The following is a 16,014-nucleotide window of genomic DNA, read 5'->3' as shown; positions in this document are numbered from 1 at the left end:
TGTTTGTGAGCACCCGGAAAAGCGATTTTCTGAGTAGCCAAACGGACTAAGAGCCGTCAACGGCATTATTAAAGAGATTCAGGATATGTTGCAATTTATCCTCCGACGATTGGGGCTTGTGATCCCCACGTTTATCGGTATTACATTATTGACTTTTGCTTTTGTCCACATGATCCCAGGTGACCCGGTGATGATCATGGCTGGTGAAAGGGGGTTATCCCCTGAAAGGCATGCTTATTTAATGGCTGAACTAGGGCTTGATCAGCCACTTTGGAAACAATATCTCCATTATATCAATGGGATATTTCATGGTGATTTGGGGATTTCCCTAAAAAGTCGCATCGGGGTATGGGAAGAGTTTTTACCTCGTTTTTTAGCAACAGTCGAATTGGCAACTTGCGCCATGATTTTTGCGATTTCTGTTGGGATCCCAGTTGGGGTGTTAGCCGCAGTAAAACGTGGGTCAATTTTTGACCATACCGCAATTGGCCTTTCTTTAACGGGTTACTCAATGCCTATCTTCTGGTGGGGGATCATGCTCATCATGTTAGTGTCGGTACAGTTAGACCTCACTCCGGTTGCAGGGCGAGTCAGTGATACCGTTTTTCTTGATGATTCTCAGCCTCTAACCGGTTTTATGTTAATTGATACCCTAATTTGGGGTGAAGATGGCGATTTTATTGATGCTGTAGAGCACTTAATATTGCCTTCCATTGTTTTGGGAACGATCCCATTAGCCGTCATTGTACGTATGACTCGCTCATCAATGCTAGAAGTGCTGGGAGAAGATTATATTCGTACTGCTCGTGCCAAAGGTCTTGGCCGCGCGCGCGTAATTTTAATTCATGCATTACGCAATGCATTATTGCCTGTGGTCACGGTAATTGGCTTGCAGGTGGGGGTGATGTTAGCAGGGGCTATTTTGACAGAAACTATTTTCTCATGGCCCGGGTTAGGACGCTGGTTAATCGAAGGGCTACAGCGTCGAGACTACCCTGTTGTCCAGGGGGGAGTTCTGCTGGTTGCGACATTGATTATCTTCGTAAACTTAGTGGTCGACGTGCTGTATGGCATTGTAAACCCACGTATTCGTCATAAAAAATAAGGAGCGCTAAATGTCTCAATCTACTGAGCCAACCGTTGTCAGCGCCCCGCAGCCGATGACCCCATTACAAGAATTTTGGCACTATTTTAAACGTAACAAAGGGGCAGTTGTCGGGATGTTCTACATTATCCTGATGGTACTGATTGCGATTTTTGCGGGGGTATTAGCCCCACATGCCCCAGACGAACAATTCCGTGATTTCTTACTTGCTCCACCCGTTTGGGAAGATGGGGGAAGTTGGCAGTTTATTTTAGGGACTGATGATGTTGGGCGCGACCTACTCTCTCGTTTAATGTATGGCGCCCGCCTGTCACTGCTAGTTGGCTGTTTAGTGGTTGTTCTATCATTAATCATGGGGGTCACTATTGGTGTGATCGCTGGCTATTTTGGTGGTGTCGTTGACGCATTAATTATGCGTGTTGTCGATATCATGCTGGCATTACCAAGTTTATTATTAGCCTTGGTGCTGGTCGCCATTTTTGGTCCTTCTATTGTTAATGCCTCGATTGCTTTGACGTTTGTTGCATTACCTCACTATATTCGATTAACACGAGCAGCGGTTTTAGTGGAAGTAAACCGTGACTATGTGACGGCTTCTCGTGTTGCGGGGGCCGGGGCAGTACGCCAAATGTTTGTGAACATCTTGCCTAACTGCTTGGCTCCATTGATTGTGCAGGCCTCTTTAGGTTTTTCGAATGCCATTTTAGATATGGCTGCTTTGGGTTTCCTTGGAATGGGCGCACAGCCACCGACTCCTGAGTGGGGAACGATGCTGTCTGATGTGCTGCAATTTGCACAAAGCGCATGGTGGGTTGTGACTTTCCCTGGACTGGCAATTTTATTGACGGTGCTTGCGTTTAACCTGATGGGTGATGGGTTACGTGATGCATTTGATCCAAAACTCAAGCAGTGATGAGGTAACCAAATGGCATTGTTAAATGTAGAACAACTTTCGGTACATTTCGGAGACAAAAAAGCACCGTTTCGCGCCGTTGACCGCATCAGTTATAGCGTTGATAAAGGCCAAGTCGTTGGTATCGTTGGTGAATCGGGTTCAGGTAAATCCGTTAGCTCACTCGCGATTATGGGGTTAATTGATTACCCCGGGAAAGTAATGGCTGATTCTTTAAAATTTGATGGGCGTGATTTACTGTCGATCCCTGAAAAAGAACGCAGGCAGATTGTTGGTGCCGATGTAGCAATGATTTTCCAAGACCCGATGACCAGTTTAAACCCATGTTTTACTGTGGGTTATCAAATCATGGAAGCGTTGAAAGTTCACCAAGGAGGAAGCAAAAGTACACGTAAACAGCGGGCTATTGACCTCTTAGATATGGTAGGGATCCCTGATCCACAATCACGTTTAGATGTGTATCCCCACCAGTTGTCCGGTGGAATGAGCCAGCGTGTAATGATAGCAATGGCAATTGCATGTCGTCCTAAGTTATTGATTGCGGATGAACCGACAACAGCGTTAGATGTCACTATTCAAGCGCAAATTATTGAATTGCTGTTGGAATTACAGCAACAAGAAAATATGGCGTTGGTACTTATCACTCATGACCTCGCTTTAGTGGCAGAAGCTGCACATCATATTATTGTGATGTATGCGGGGCAGGTGGTTGAGTCAGCCAAAGCGAACGATATTTTTAAGCATCCTCGTCATCCTTATACACAAGCGCTACTACGTGCTTTGCCTGAATTTGCGACGAATAAATCACGTTTAGCCTCACTCCCGGGTGTAGTGCCCGGAAAATATGATAGGCCTATGGGTTGTTTATTGAATCCACGTTGTCCGTATGCAACGGAGAAATGCCGTCAAGAAGAGCCAATGTTACAAACCGTTGGTGATCGCCAAGTCAAATGCCATATGCCGCTGGATGATATGGGGAGGCCAACATTATGAGTGACAAACAACATGCTCCATTGCTCAAAGCGGTGGATTTGAAAAAATATTACTCTGTCAAAAGAGGGGTTTTTGCTGCGGAAAAAACCTTGAAAGCATTGGATGGCGTTTCTTTTGAGCTAGAAAGAGGCAAAACATTGGCAGTAGTTGGAGAATCGGGTTGTGGTAAATCGACATTAGGTCGTTTATTAACCATGATTGAGCAACCCTCTGAGGGCGAGTTGTATTACCAAGAGCAAAACTTGTTAGTAAAAGATAAGTCTGCAGAGAAACTGCGTCGTCAAAAAATCCAAATTGTGTTTCAAAACCCTTATGGCTCTTTGAACCCTCGTAAAAAGGTGGGGCAAATTTTGGAAGAGCCGTTATTGATTAATACTTCATTGTCGAAAGAGCAGCGCAAAGAAAAAGTATTATCTATGATGGCAAAAGTGGGTTTAAAAACAGAACACTATAGCCGGTATCCTCACATGTTTTCTGGCGGGCAGCGTCAACGTATCGCGATAGCACGGGGTTTAATGCTTGACCCTGACATCGTGGTTGCTGATGAACCGGTTTCCGCGCTGGATGTTTCTGTTCGTGCTCAAGTATTAAATCTGATGATGGATTTACAGCAAGATCTAGGTTTGTCTTATGTCTTTATTTCACATGATTTATCGGTGGTAGAGCATATTGCTGATGAAGTTATGGTGATGTATTTAGGGCGCTGTGTGGAGAAAGGGACAAAAGAGCAGATTTTTAATAACCCTCTTCACCCTTATACCCAAGCGTTATTATCAGCAACACCAAGGCTGAATCCAGATGCTCGGCGTGAACGTATTAAGTTAACGGGAGAGTTACCAAGCCCTTTAAACCCACCACCGGGATGTGCATTTGCAGCGCGGTGCCGTAGAGCATTTGGCCAATGTACGCAATTCCAGCCAACATTGAAGGAATATGACCAACAGTTGGTTGCGTGTTTTGCAGTTGATGAAGATGAAAAACAGACGATAACGGTGAGCTGATATGTGAAACGGTAGAAAGGTTAACTTTCTGCCGTTTTTTATTTCATCGTGCCTTTAAATGGCGTTAACATGCTGTTTGTCCTAAATACCCAATCTTTCTTTTTAAACTACTCTTTTGCAGATAAAATCAAGTATACTGGCTGATGTTTCCATTTTCTTTAAAAAGCTGCTTGATTAGAAAGGTTGTGGCCAAATGAATACCCGAGTCCAACGCTCACTAACATTAAAAAGTATGGTCGTATTCTTTATGATTACGTTGCTATCACTTGCGCTTTTTTTAGCTATTCAATTCAGTTACTTAGTTGAGCAACGTAAGCAAGATTATTTAGACCAACTCAGTAACGCTGTAGTACAAATTCAAAAACCATTAACAGATTCATTGTTAAGCTCTGACCTCAACGAAGTTAAACGGCTACTGATAAGTTTAAAGACATCAGGCATTATGGGAAATGCGATTATTACTGTTGATGGTACAACGGTAATGAATCTAAGCTTTGCAACGCCTAAGCCGATACCTAATTGGGTGACTCATTTTGTGGGTATCCCTGTCGAAATGACCGTGCCACTGTATGCATACGGGAATGTTGTGTTGCAGGCTAAGCCTCAAGGGTATTTGACATTACAAGTTGACCCGAACCGTGTTTATCGGTTTGCGCTCAACACCCTTGCTTTGATGACGACAACTTATTTGTTGTTGGTGCTCATTATTGCTATTGGAATGACGTGGTGTGTCAGTCGTATGATAATAAGGCCACTGCGTAAAATCGCAATTGAGTTACAGACAAATTCTGAAGTTAATCAAATTGCTGTGTCTGAATATCATCGTGACGATGAGCTAGGTTTGCTAGCAAAAGGGTATAATCGTCAAAGAAAACAGCAAAAATCAGACTAAGCCATGAACATGGACTCAGCTTTATGGTCTAATATCGTTATAGTGGTGACAATGAAAAATGGAATAAAGCCAAACTATATCGTTTAACCCGATAAGTTCGCGTTTTTCGTTAATTTATCTGTCGTTATTTGCGGTTAAATATAAAGATATAAAACACATAGGGGTTTACATGCAGGGCTTGAAAGTTCGGTATATCATTGGTGTTGTATTATTCTCAGTCGCGCATTTAGCCAGCGCTGAGCCTTTACAACCTGATCCAGCATGGCAGCAAGGGAAGCTAGAAAATGGCTTTAGCTGGCAATTATTACAAACACCACAACGTCCAAATGACCGTATCCAGCTCAGGTTAGCAATTAAAACAGGCTCATTAACAGAAAAAGCGAGCGAGAAAGGATACAGTTACCTTATACCTAAAATGGCGTTGTTTCATCAAACTGAAGCATTTCCAACAACAACATTGCAAGAATTCTGGCGCCAGGCCGCAGACCCTGATATGCCAATTCCACCCGCGGTTGTTTCCTATGACTACACTATTTATAGCTTAAGCTTACCAAATAATCGCCCCGACTTAATTAAGCAAGCCCTAAGCTGGCTAGCGACTTCTGTTGCAGGTGCTGAGTATACAGAAACGACATTGCATAACGGCTTGACGGCACAAAATGTCCCAGTTGCAACACTACCTTTAAATGCCAACGATCCTGTTTGGCGAGCGCGTTTAAAGGGTTCAACGATGATGGGGTATGACCCTGGCCAAAAACCGAATGGTACTGTCGCTCTTGATAGTGTGAACTCGTTTTATCAAAAATGGTACACACCGGATGTGATGACATTGTATGTTGCGGGCCATGTAGATTCTCGAATGTTATCTGATTCAATCTCACAAACGTTCTCTTCATTGGAAGGTAAGCGCTCTGAGCCTGTTTCTGTTGCGGTATTATCAGCAGTAAAACCGCAATCTATTGATATTTTGCAGGAACAACCTGCGCAGGATACGCTTTCATTAATTTGGGACATTGATTGGCTACCCATTAAAGATTCAAACGTTTTACTGCGTTATTGGTCGAGTGACTTAGCGCGTGAGGCAGTTTATCGCTCTTTGCAAAAAGCGTTCAATCAGAAATTTAATCAAGGGGAAATTGTTCCAGGGCTAGATTGCCGCGTGCAATATCAAAAAGCCAGTTGCACATTAACGGTGACGGCAGCGCCTGAAAAAATGGAAGCGGTGACAGATATCGTCGCGAGTGAACTTGCATCGATTAACCAAAATGGTATTGCTGCTGAGTTATTTGACGACATGCTCAAAGAAAAACAGGTGCAGTTATCGCAATTATTTGCCGCCTACGCGCGTACAAGTACCGATGTTTTGATTAGCCAACGTCTGATTTCCCAACAAAATGGGGTCGTTGACATCGCCCCTGAACAGTACCAGCGGTTAAGGCAAACTTTCTTGGCTTCACAAAGCCTTGAACAGGTAAATATGGAAGCCCGTCGGTTGTTATCTCAAGAAGCTGCTTTTGTATTAGCGCAGCCAAAAGATAAGCAAATGATGGATGCAGAACGAATTCGTCAGAAATTTACCAAGGTGTTATGGCCGCAAATTGCCGCGCCAGCATCAATAGAAGTGGCTCCTGTTAAGCCTGTTGCAGAAAAGCCAGCCGCACAATAAGTGGGCAAAATAGAAATATGAAAGATAGCTATTGAATGATTCAGTGGCTATCTTTTAATTTAATGTTGTTGGCTTAATAGCGATTCAATCACACAAATTAGCGCTTCTCGTGATTCTTTGTCATCAACAAACCCTGCTGCACTGGTTTTTGCTTCAGGTGCGTAATAGGCGACAGACCCCCAAAAACCCAAATGGGAATACAAGGTGATGCCATTGACAACATTCACCATAATGCCCAATCGATAGTGTTCTGCACCTTCGTGAGACCCCATACTTAGCATCGTCTCTAGTGTATTCGGTGATGAAAAAATATTCCCCTCAAACAGTGCTTCTAAAAATATCGCCATTTGTTTCGATGACATAACTAAGCCACCGCCACCATAGGCATCCATGGAGGCGTGAATATGAGTTCCATCCCATTTCCCTAAATATTGACGTGCTCTTGGGGCTGAGTCTTGGGATGGTTGTTCTAATGATTCCCAATAGGCACTTTCAAGACCAATAGTGTCGAAATGCAAAAGCTCTCTAACAGCTAGGCCAAGGGATTTACCCGTGATCCTCTCAATAATATCACCGAGCAAAATATATCCAGTATCTGAATAGATAAAGGATTCAGCAGGCGAAAATGTTGGAAACTGTTTACGCATGTATATTTCGATTTGTTCGGTTCGGCTCCAAACATAATTAGGTTGTTTAAGAACGGCTTTGAGGTAGTCACCATCTGCATGGTCTAGTAGACCACTACTGTGCTCCAGTAAATGGCGGATAGTGATAGCTTGAGTGTTATATTGGCTACTGAGTAGTGCATTATACTGCGGGTCAATATATTTAGGTATTGCATCATCAATACTGAGTTTTCCCATTTCAGTAAGGCGTAAAATGGCAGCGGCGGTAAATGTCTTTGTATTACTGGCAATTCGCAGCGGTGTATCAACAGTAAGAGGCATACCTTCAATATCCGCCCCTCTAGCACAGAAGGTATTCACGCTATTTTTGGTTTGATTATGGTAGTAAAGGACGACACCACAAGTTAAATTTTCGAGCTGTTGAATAGGGAGGGGCATAATAATCTCATTATTAAATGATTAAGATGAAGATGCATGCCATCTTAATCATATTTATACAATTCAATGTACGCTTTAAATGCGCTTAAAGAAACAAGTTGGCGACCATATGATGGCAAGTGTTTTTTCTTTTTATATAAATTTGGTGCTATGTTTATCTTCAATATAAGAACATAAAATGTACCCGGATATTGAAGTAAAGGAAAGAACATGAACAACTCGAATATATTTCTACAACGGTTAGGTTTGCGTTATCCCATCATACAAGCGCCGATGGCGGGTGTTTCTACTCCAGCACTAGCCGCTGCGGTCTCAGAGGCTGGTGGGCTTGGCTCGCTAGGCTTAGGCGCAAATTCAGTGGAACAAGCTCGCCAATTGATTACTCAAACGCAAGCACTGACAAGTAAAGCATTCAATGTCAATTTATTCTGCCATTTACCGGCTAAACGTTATCCCGCTAATGAGCAGGGATGGATCCAGTATTTAGCACCTTATTTCGCCCAATTTAATGAGACTCCCCCTACTTATCTCAGTGAAATTTATCAAACTTTTTTAGATAACTCAGAAATGTTATCGATGTTACTCGAAACAAAACCTGCAGTAGTGAGTTTTCATTTTAATATTCCATCCACCGAGGTGATACAGCAATTCAAGCAACACGGTATCTATACCATGGCGACGGCTACTAATTTGCACGAAGCACAACAAATTGAATTGGTTGGAATTGACGCCGTTGTTGCACAAGGTATTGAAGCGGGAGGGCATCGAGGCATGTTTGATTTGCAAGCTTTAGATGAAGAACTCACCACTTATGAATTAGTGACGTTAATCTCTCAACATATTGATTTACCAGTGATTGCAGCTGGTGGCATGATGGATGGACAAGCTATCAATATGGCTTTAGAGTGCGGTGCTGCCGCCGCGCAATTAGGAACGGCATTTTTGCTTTGTCCTGAATCTGCTGCGAATGCAGGATACCGAGCTAAGATCAAGCAGCAAACTGGGGATCACACTCTACTCACTTCTGCAATTTCAGGGCGTCCAGCGAGAGGGATTATTAATCAATTTATTCAAGTAGGCAACGGCTACGAGACAAGTAAATTACCTGATTACCCATTAGTTTATGATATTGGTAAGCAACTTAATGCGGCGGCAATGAAGTCAGGTAGCGATGAGTTTGCGGCATATTGGGCGGGGCAGAGTGTGGCGAAAGCTCGCGAGATGCCAGCGTCTTTATTGGTTAAAACGTTAGCAGAAGAAATGAAACGCTAGTTTTAAGCGTGGTAGGGCGGGTTACATCACCGCCCTCAATAAGCTGCTATTCAACCATTTCGTTATCCAATGAACCTTTTGGCTCATCAGTGGCTATCCAAGCTGCACAAAATAAAGTTAAACGCGCAAAGAAGTAGAAGAAGGCCATTAGCCCAAGGACTGAACCAAATGCGGCTCCAGAAGGCGATGAAGCAAGGTTAGGCAAAATCCAAGTCATAATGGATTTTATGATTTCAAACCCAATGGCCGCCAGCAATGTTCCTTTAAATAGTGATCTGCGGCGATGTTGCATGCGCGGTAGGATCCAAAAAATCCATAAAAATAATAGGAAGTTGGCTGTAATGGATATGGTTAAACCAATCAGTGTCCAAGCAGGTTTTAGCCATTCTATACCGTCTAGCCCAAGCGTACTGACAATCGTCGCCTGTGCAGAGCCAGCAACAGAAGTCAGGGTAATTGTCACAATTAAGGCAATAAGTAGACCAATTAAAGCAAAGAAGTCGCGAATGTAGCGGAAAATAATATTTTCATGTTCATCTTCATTACGTTCCCATACAGAACGTGATTGAGCCAAAATAGCCAAGCGTAAGTTATTAACCCAATTAACTCCGGAGTATACGGCTAAAGCTAACCCGGTTAATCCAACTGTCGTACGTTGACGTATTGCCGTATCGATTGTTCTTTCTAATGTATTTGCGAGCGTAGGGTCAGTAATATTTGCAGAAATTCCACGAACTAATTTTTCAAGTAATTCAGGATTGCTGGCTAATACAAAACCGGCAGCGGCGAATGAAAACATTAAAACAGGAATTAAAGAGAGAAAGGAAAAATAGGTAATTGCAGCCCCAAACTGGTTTCCCATTCGGTCGTTAAAACGTTGTGCAGTACGAATGATATGAGCAATAAAAGGAATCGCACAAATAAAGTTCACAACTCGCATTGAGAAGGTCAATGCTTTTTTACTGCCATCAATACTTTTATTCAGTGTCGCTTTCAGTTTATTGGTATCTTTTTGTTCTTCTTCCTGCGTATTCGACATTTAATCCCCTTTTCCCGCAACTAAAATTGTCTGACTTTTCGACCTATTTAATGCCTATAAATGAATGATATGCACAATACTATAGCTTAAATTGGCCAATAAATTCATCCCAATGACTGTGTTATGAGATAAATAGTCATTGGGATGTTTGTTTAAAGTTAAAGTAACTAATTAATTAATCAGAGGAAAAGGGGCGATAGGCTAAAGCGCATCTTTATAAACTTTCAGCTCAGCTTGGGCCTCTTTTAATTCAGCTTGTGCTTCTGCTAATTTTCTCTCGCGCTTTTCAATTTTGCTACGGTCATTGCCCTCTAGTTTTTCTTCTTGTAATTCAGCTTCACGTTCTTGCACTTTTTCTGTTTTCTCTGCTACCTCTTTTTGGCTATCACGGTATAAAGATTCCGGCGTACAATAACGATTCACATTATCTAATGCTTCTTCTAAGCCTCTTACTCGATGCTGATTTCCATGTTGCTTAGCGTAATTGATTTGTTCTTCGATGCGTTGTTTTTTTATTTCGCAGCCGTTTTGTGTTTTTGCTGCCATTGCCGATGAGCTAGCAAAAAATAAAACACAAGCGCTGGTGGTGATAAGTAACTTATTCATAATTTACCTCTGTTTATTTTTAAATTTGTGTTTAGGATAGCGTTTTCTTTCATTCTGGTCATGTGAATTTTAGCATGACTATGGTTATGACATTTGTTGCTAAATTTAGCTATAATGAGGCGGAAGAATAAATCCGGTCTATTTTTTGTTCAAAAAGGCTATCTTTAAAGAACCTATTTAATAATAGTCATCTTAGTGGCTAATATTGAATTTCCTCAGGAAATAAACGTTACATGTTAAGTTATCGTCACAGCTTTCACGCAGGCAACCATGCCGATGTGCTAAAACACACGGTACAGAGTTTGATCATTGAATCTCTGAAAGAGAAAGAAAAACCATTTCTGTATATAGATACGCACTCAGGTGCGGGCCGTTATCAATTAACGGGGGAACATGCGGAAAAAACAGGTGAATATCTTGAAGGGATTGCGCGTATTTGGGAGCAACCGGATTTACCTGAGGAATTATTGCCGTATATGAATATTGTGCGCCAGCTGAATGATAATGGGCGTTTACGCTATTATCCAGGTTCACCATTATTGGCAAAATATTTATTACGTGAACACGATAAGCTGGTATTAACTGAATTACATTCGAGCGATTATCCATTATTACGTACGGAATTTTCACGGGATAACCGCGCGCAGGTTTTCAGAGAAGATGGTTATCAACAACTGAAATCTAAATTACCCCCACAGAGTCGACGTGGCTTTGCGCTAATGGACCCACCTTATGAGATGAAGACGGATTATGAAGCGGTCGTGAAAGGGGTGGTGGAAGGCTATAAACGCTTTGCAACAGGAACATATGCAATTTGGTATCCTGTTGTATTGCGTCAACAAATTAAGCGTATGGTCAATCAATTAGAAGCAACAGGCATTCGAAAAATACTACAAATTGAATTGGCGGTACGTCCTGATAGCGATCAACGTGGAATGACGGCATCCGGTATGATTGTTATCAACCCACCTTGGAAACTTGAGCAGCAAATGAAGAATGTGCTGCCGTGGTTACACAAAACACTCGTCCCTGAAGGGACTGGACATACGTTAGTTGAGTGGATTGTTCCAGAGTAAACTGTATTTTTGATAGGTAATACCGATTAAATTAACAGGTGTTATCTATCGTAAAGCGCTATTTATGCCATGACAATCAATAGCATGATGCGAGAAAATGCATTCATAAATCATTCAATCAATGGGAATAACCAAATTATGAGCAAACATTACGACTATATCGCAATTGGTGGCGGAAGCGGTGGTATTGCGTCGATGAACCGTGCAGCAATGTATGGGCAAAAATGTGCCTTAATTGAGGCGAAAGCATTAGGTGGGACTTGTGTTAACGTGGGCTGCGTACCGAAAAAGGTGATGTGGCATGCAGCACAAATCTCAGAAGCTATTCGCAATTATGGTCCTGATTATGGTTTTGATGCGACAATTAATCGTTTTGATTGGAAAACACTTATTGATAGTCGTACTGCTTATATTGACCGCATTCACCAGTCTTATGACCGTGTCTTAGGTAATAATAAAGTTGATGTCATCAATGGTTTTGCGCGTTTTATTGATGCACACACTGTTGAAGTAAATGGTGAAACCTACACCGCAGACCATATTTTGATTGCGACGGGTGGCCGCCCAGTGATCCCTGCTATCCCAGGTGCAGAATATGGTATGACTTCTGACGGTTTCTTTGAACTTGAAGCATTACCAAAACGTGTTGCGGTTGTGGGTGCCGGTTATATTGCCGTTGAACTCGCCGGTGTATTAAATGGTTTAGGTGCAGAGGCGCATTTATTTGTGCGCAAACACGCCCCGCTGCGCTCATTTGACCCGCTGATTGTCGAAACATTAGTGGAAGTCATGAATACCGAAGGCCCTAAACTGCATACGGAATCAATTCCAAAAGAAGTCGTGAAAAATGCAGATGGCTCACTAACATTAAAACTGGAAAATGGCCAAGAACAAACGGTCGATGCATTAATTTGGGCTATTGGTCGTGAACCAATGACAGATAACCTGAATATTGAAGCAACAGGCGTCGCACTGAATGAAAAAGGCTATATCAAGGTTGATAAATACCAGAACACCAATGTGCCGGGTGTTTATGCGGTTGGTGATAACACTGGCGCGGTTGAGTTAACTCCTGTAGCGGTTGCGGCTGGTCGTCGTTTATCTGAACGTTTATTTAATAATAAACCGGATGAACACTTAGATTACAGTAATATCCCAACGGTGGTATTCTCGCACCCACCAATTGGCACTGTTGGTTTAACTGAACCTGAAGCGATTGAAAAATATGGTGCTGATAAAGTGAAATGTTATAAATCATCTTTCACTGCAATGTATACCGCCGTCACTTCACACCGTCAACCTTGCCGTATGAAATTAGTTTGTGTTGGTGAAGATGAAAAAATCGTTGGCATCCATGGTATTGGTTTCGGAATGGATGAAATCCTACAAGGTTTTGCGGTTGCATTAAAAATGGGTGCAACCAAAAAAGACTTTGATAATACGGTGGCTATTCACCCAACAGCGGCAGAAGAATTTGTGACAATGCGTTAAGCATTGGTTATCTAAAATTAAAAGCTAAGTTCATCTGAACTTAGCTTTTTTTGTATTATTTTGCCAACAGCTCTGCAATCGCAGGAATGACTGCTAAGCTATCAAGGTATTTTTTCATCGCAGGAGTCGTTTCCATGATTTGGTATTTGACTAAAAACATGACAAACGCCCCGACATACACATCCACTGCGGTAAATTGCTCACCACAAATAAACGGTTTAGCGTTATTTAAGCCGATTTCTAAGCAAGCCATGGTGCGTTCGACAGAACCAAAACCAGAAGATTTTTGCTGCTCTTCATCTAATTGAATACCTAAGTTATTGATAGTGAATGCGGATTCAATGGGCCCTGCAGTAAATAGGAACCAGCGATAATAATCTGCACGTTTAGGGTCATTCAATGCAGGCGCTAAGCCTTTTTCAATAAATTTATCGGCTAAATAGAGACAAATCGCCGCCGTTTCCGTCACAATCGCATCACCATCAACAAGTGCGGGAACTTTCGCCATCGGATTAATTGCAAGATATTCAGCCGTATGCATATCTGCACCATAATCTAATTCAATACGCTTGTAAGGAACATCTAAAATTTTTAATAGTAGGTCGACCGTGTTGCCACGTGACATTGAATTAGTAAAAAGAACCAGTTCGCTCATGGTGATTTCCTTATATGAAGTTGAGCACTTACTATAAGGGAGTTGAGTGTCAGAAATTGTCAGGAGAGACGCACAATACTTCTTTTTGCCAGCGTTCTAGCAGGTAGTTTTTTGGATAAGGGAGTTTGTCAGTAAGAGCACAATAAGATTGAATGCGGTCTAAACGAAAATGGCGATAACTTTTCCGTAATTCACACCAAGCAGCCAGTACTTGTGAATCTTTCATATAACCAATTGCAATTGGCCAAATAATTCGTTCACTAGGCTGGTTTTGTCCATCAAGATAAGTCATTTTGGCTTTGCATTCTTCTCGTAAACTTAAACGTAAGTCTTTAACGATGATATCGTTAATTTCATAGAAATGTGTGGTAGGAGCAAATAAGGTATTTTGATTTAGAATTTTCTGTGAATGACCTGCCACCACGGAGTTAATCTTACTTATCGCCCGTATTGCGGAGTTTTTTAGTTCACTATCTGCATTACTTTTTACCCAACGTAAACCTAATATTAAGGCTTCAAGTTCATTTTCATCGAAAGCTAAAGGCGGTAGTAATAGACCCGTTTTTAATTGGTAGCCAATACCGGCTTCCCCGACAATTTCAGCACCTTGGTCTCGTAGGGATTCAATATCTCGATAGATAGAACGCACGCTGACTTGCAGTTGTGATGAAAGTGCTTCAGCGGTAATAGGATAGCGATTCTCTTTGAGTATCTGTAATAACGTGAGTAGGCGCTGAGTGCGGGTCATGAAGTTGTCTGCTTAATGTTATTGAGTGAGAAAAACAGCAAAGATAATTTAGCTATAGTAAAAAAACAATGAGCTGAATGCTAATTAATATGTTAATTGGCGATAAAGGGAATGGAAAATTCCCTTTATCAATACCGATAAATACACAGTAATATTATTTAAAACGTTAAAACCGTTTTTAATCCCAAAACCCATGCATCCGATGTTTTCTGGACACCGCCTGGTTGATGCCAATATTGCACACTTGGTTGGAGTTCCAGCCAATAAACAGGTTTAAAACGATAATAGAGTTCTGCATTTAACGCGTTTGAAGTAATAGGGTGATATAACGGGTCATTATAATTGGTGATCCCGAGCTGTTCATTTTGTATTTTTTGGTTTTTCGCAAAGTGGTCGCTGAGCTCAATATACGAGATACCGAGACCAATCCAGTCTTCAGGCCTTGCATCAAATGCCCCGCGGTAGCGAAGGGAACTTGAAACAACATAATTCATGAAATTACTGCGCTCATCATGATAACTGCCACTGACAGATAAACTTAAACCTCGATTTTCATCATCTTGATAGCGAGTTAATTGTTGGTTCATTCCACCATAGACAAACCATGTGTTGTTATAGCTTTTATCTTTATACAGATCATACTGTTTGGCATTGGTATATAATAATCCTAAGTTATAGGCACCAGGCAACCCATTGACGAAAGTGCGATTTTCAACTTCTAAGGGTAATAAAATACCTTTACTGCCTTCGGTTGACCAACTCCACGCATGGCTTCTATCCGTCGCTTGAGGATTCTGCTCCATAATTCCTGTTTTGATGGTAATCTCAGGGGTGATTTTATAGCTAACGGTCGTTCCCCAAGTATGAATATTCCAATTGCTCCATGTCAGGGCGTTGGCTGATTTTCCACCACATTGGCTAAGTAGTTGAAAATCACAAGGGATAATTTGGTCAAACTCTTGTACTTTATTCATCATCCCAATACGCCAAGTTAGTCGGCGATCATCAAAACTGCGAGCAAAAGTAAGCCAACCTAACCGCGTTACGGAGCCGCCCCCATAGCTTTCTTGTGCAAGGTCGTTATTAGGTACTCGAGGGTCTTGCAGGCGCTTAATTGTTAGATTGTCTTCATGGTTACGATTGACAATATTTCCTTCGATACGAGCATCGGGAATACCTGTCCAACGTTCAAGATCTTGTGTGAATGTGAAAGCAAATTGGTCTATATAAGCAGTATGTTTATCATTATTATAACCGCCCCTTGCATTATAGGCGATTTGGCTCAAATAATTACTGTGAAATGAAAAACCGTGGTCGGATAATATAGGACGTATGCCCAACATATCACCGAATATTCCTTTAGATGCGGGTTCAAAGCCTAAAACAGTTCCATTCCATTGTTGTTCATTAGCAATAGCAGGCAATGTTAAAAATAACAAAGAGAATAATAATTTTTTATTCATGTCCGATATAACCTATTAGCAATAGTTTGC

15 protein-coding genes are annotated in these 16,014 nt (G+C 41.7%); 9 read left to right on the top strand and 6 right to left on the bottom strand.

Annotation, left to right across the window (positions count from 1 at the left end; translation table 11 throughout):
- Nucleotides 1-85: 85 nt before the first annotated feature.
- From dppB to PR725_RS13555, 6 genes are all read left to right on the top strand, one after another.
- Nucleotides 86-1,105: a dipeptide ABC transporter permease DppB gene (gene dppB, locus PR725_RS13580; protein ID WP_004262635.1), complete on the top strand. Its 1,020-nt coding sequence runs from the start codon at nt 86-88 to the stop codon at nt 1,103-1,105.
- A gap of 10 nt (nt 1,106-1,115) precedes the next feature.
- The gene (dppC, locus tag PR725_RS13575; RefSeq protein ID WP_109912889.1) at nt 1,116-2,018 is read left to right on the top strand and encodes a dipeptide ABC transporter permease DppC; all 903 of its coding nucleotides are present in this window, start codon (nt 1,116-1,118) and stop codon (nt 2,016-2,018) included.
- A gap of 12 nt (nt 2,019-2,030) precedes the next feature.
- Nucleotides 2,031-3,011: a dipeptide ABC transporter ATP-binding protein gene (gene dppD / locus PR725_RS13570; RefSeq protein WP_272569399.1), complete on the top strand. Its 981-nt coding sequence runs from the start codon at nt 2,031-2,033 to the stop codon at nt 3,009-3,011.
- Nucleotides 3,008-4,012 (top strand): dipeptide ABC transporter ATP-binding subunit DppF, encoded by a 1,005-nt coding sequence (gene dppF, locus PR725_RS13565; RefSeq protein ID WP_004266044.1) that lies wholly within the window; start codon nt 3,008-3,010, stop codon nt 4,010-4,012. The genes dppD and dppF overlap by 4 nt, the downstream gene beginning before the upstream one ends.
- A 193-nt stretch (nt 4,013-4,205) precedes the next feature.
- A complete protein-coding gene (locus PR725_RS13560) occupies nt 4,206-4,904 on the top strand; it encodes a HAMP domain-containing protein (RefSeq protein ID WP_004266042.1) in 699 nt (232 codons plus the stop codon).
- Nucleotides 4,905-5,073: 169 nt separating this feature from the next.
- The gene (locus tag PR725_RS13555) at nt 5,074-6,570 is read left to right on the top strand and encodes a M16 family metallopeptidase (protein WP_272569396.1); all 1,497 of its coding nucleotides are present in this window, start codon (nt 5,074-5,076) and stop codon (nt 6,568-6,570) included.
- Between the two features lie 59 nt (nt 6,571-6,629).
- On the opposite strand, the gene PR725_RS13550 is transcribed toward PR725_RS13555, so the two are convergent.
- The gene (locus PR725_RS13550) at nt 6,630-7,634 is read right to left on the bottom strand and encodes a serine hydrolase domain-containing protein (protein ID WP_272569394.1); all 1,005 of its coding nucleotides are present in this window, start codon (nt 7,632-7,634) and stop codon (nt 6,630-6,632) included.
- 210 nt (nt 7,635-7,844) lie between these two features.
- Between PR725_RS13550 and PR725_RS13545 the strand changes: the two genes are divergently transcribed.
- On the top strand, nt 7,845-8,906 hold the full coding sequence (locus tag PR725_RS13545) for an NAD(P)H-dependent flavin oxidoreductase (RefSeq protein WP_272569392.1): 1,062 nt from the start codon (nt 7,845-7,847) through the stop codon (nt 8,904-8,906).
- A 46-nt stretch (nt 8,907-8,952) separates the two neighbouring features.
- Here PR725_RS13545 and yhjD read toward each other — a convergent pair whose 3' ends face one another.
- Together yhjD and PR725_RS13535 are read right to left on the bottom strand one after the other, a co-directional pair.
- The gene (yhjD, locus tag PR725_RS13540) at nt 8,953-9,945 is read right to left on the bottom strand and encodes an inner membrane protein YhjD (RefSeq protein ID WP_004266030.1); all 993 of its coding nucleotides are present in this window, start codon (nt 9,943-9,945) and stop codon (nt 8,953-8,955) included.
- 201 nt (nt 9,946-10,146) lie between these two features.
- Entirely contained in the window at nt 10,147-10,551 is a 405-nt protein-coding gene (locus PR725_RS13535) for a DUF1090 domain-containing protein (protein WP_004266026.1), read from the bottom strand.
- A 233-nt stretch (nt 10,552-10,784) separates the two neighbouring features.
- On the opposite strand from PR725_RS13535, the gene PR725_RS13530 reads away from it, so the two are divergent.
- A complete protein-coding gene (locus tag PR725_RS13530; protein ID WP_004266023.1) occupies nt 10,785-11,627 on the top strand; it encodes a 23S rRNA (adenine(2030)-N(6))-methyltransferase RlmJ in 843 nt (280 codons plus the stop codon).
- Nucleotides 11,628-11,765: 138 nt separating this feature from the next.
- The gene (gene gorA, locus PR725_RS13525) at nt 11,766-13,118 is read left to right on the top strand and encodes a glutathione-disulfide reductase (protein WP_004266020.1); all 1,353 of its coding nucleotides are present in this window, start codon (nt 11,766-11,768) and stop codon (nt 13,116-13,118) included.
- Between the two features lie 55 nt (nt 13,119-13,173).
- On the opposite strand, the gene PR725_RS13520 is transcribed toward gorA, so the two are convergent.
- From PR725_RS13520 to PR725_RS13510, 3 genes are all read right to left on the bottom strand, one after another.
- Nucleotides 13,174-13,773, bottom strand: a complete 600-nt coding sequence (locus PR725_RS13520) for a glutathione S-transferase family protein (protein ID WP_109912893.1) — start codon at nt 13,771-13,773, stop codon at nt 13,174-13,176.
- A 49-nt stretch (nt 13,774-13,822) separates the two neighbouring features.
- A complete protein-coding gene (locus PR725_RS13515) occupies nt 13,823-14,521 on the bottom strand; it encodes a helix-turn-helix transcriptional regulator (protein ID WP_109912894.1) in 699 nt (232 codons plus the stop codon).
- Between the two features lie 158 nt (nt 14,522-14,679).
- The gene (locus tag PR725_RS13510; RefSeq protein WP_272569387.1) at nt 14,680-15,984 is read right to left on the bottom strand and encodes a carbohydrate porin; all 1,305 of its coding nucleotides are present in this window, start codon (nt 15,982-15,984) and stop codon (nt 14,680-14,682) included.
- Between the last annotated feature and the right edge of the window lie 30 nt (nt 15,985-16,014).

Source organism: Providencia sp. PROV255 (assembly GCF_028478065.1).
Taxonomy (GTDB): Bacteria; Pseudomonadota; Gammaproteobacteria; order Enterobacterales; family Enterobacteriaceae; genus Providencia; species Providencia rettgeri.
This window is presented reverse-complemented; position numbering and strand designations above follow the sequence as displayed.

Excerpts from the sequence above, each read along its gene's own strand:
- dppB (WP_004262635.1), top strand. The coding sequence starts at position 86 with ATGTTGCAATTTATCCTCCGACGATTGGGGCTTGTGATCCCCACGTTT.
- dppC (WP_109912889.1), top strand. The coding sequence starts at position 1,116 with ATGTCTCAATCTACTGAGCCAACCGTTGTCAGCGCCCCGCAGCCGATG.
- dppD (WP_272569399.1), top strand. The coding sequence starts at position 2,031 with ATGGCATTGTTAAATGTAGAACAACTTTCGGTACATTTCGGAGACAAA.
- dppF (WP_004266044.1), top strand. The coding sequence starts at position 3,008 with ATGAGTGACAAACAACATGCTCCATTGCTCAAAGCGGTGGATTTGAAA.
- PR725_RS13560 (WP_004266042.1), top strand. The coding sequence starts at position 4,206 with ATGAATACCCGAGTCCAACGCTCACTAACATTAAAAAGTATGGTCGTA.
- PR725_RS13555 (WP_272569396.1), top strand. The coding sequence starts at position 5,074 with ATGCAGGGCTTGAAAGTTCGGTATATCATTGGTGTTGTATTATTCTCA.
- PR725_RS13550 (WP_272569394.1), bottom strand. The coding sequence starts at position 7,634 with ATGCCCCTCCCTATTCAACAGCTCGAAAATTTAACTTGTGGTGTCGTC.
- PR725_RS13545 (WP_272569392.1), top strand. The coding sequence starts at position 7,845 with ATGAACAACTCGAATATATTTCTACAACGGTTAGGTTTGCGTTATCCC.
- yhjD (WP_004266030.1), bottom strand. The coding sequence starts at position 9,945 with ATGTCGAATACGCAGGAAGAAGAACAAAAAGATACCAATAAACTGAAA.
- PR725_RS13535 (WP_004266026.1), bottom strand. The coding sequence starts at position 10,551 with ATGAATAAGTTACTTATCACCACCAGCGCTTGTGTTTTATTTTTTGCT.
- PR725_RS13530 (WP_004266023.1), top strand. The coding sequence starts at position 10,785 with ATGTTAAGTTATCGTCACAGCTTTCACGCAGGCAACCATGCCGATGTG.
- gorA (WP_004266020.1), top strand. The coding sequence starts at position 11,766 with ATGAGCAAACATTACGACTATATCGCAATTGGTGGCGGAAGCGGTGGT.
- PR725_RS13520 (WP_109912893.1), bottom strand. The coding sequence starts at position 13,773 with ATGAGCGAACTGGTTCTTTTTACTAATTCAATGTCACGTGGCAACACG.
- PR725_RS13515 (WP_109912894.1), bottom strand. The coding sequence starts at position 14,521 with ATGACCCGCACTCAGCGCCTACTCACGTTATTACAGATACTCAAAGAG.
- PR725_RS13510 (WP_272569387.1), bottom strand. The coding sequence starts at position 15,984 with ATGAATAAAAAATTATTATTCTCTTTGTTATTTTTAACATTGCCTGCT.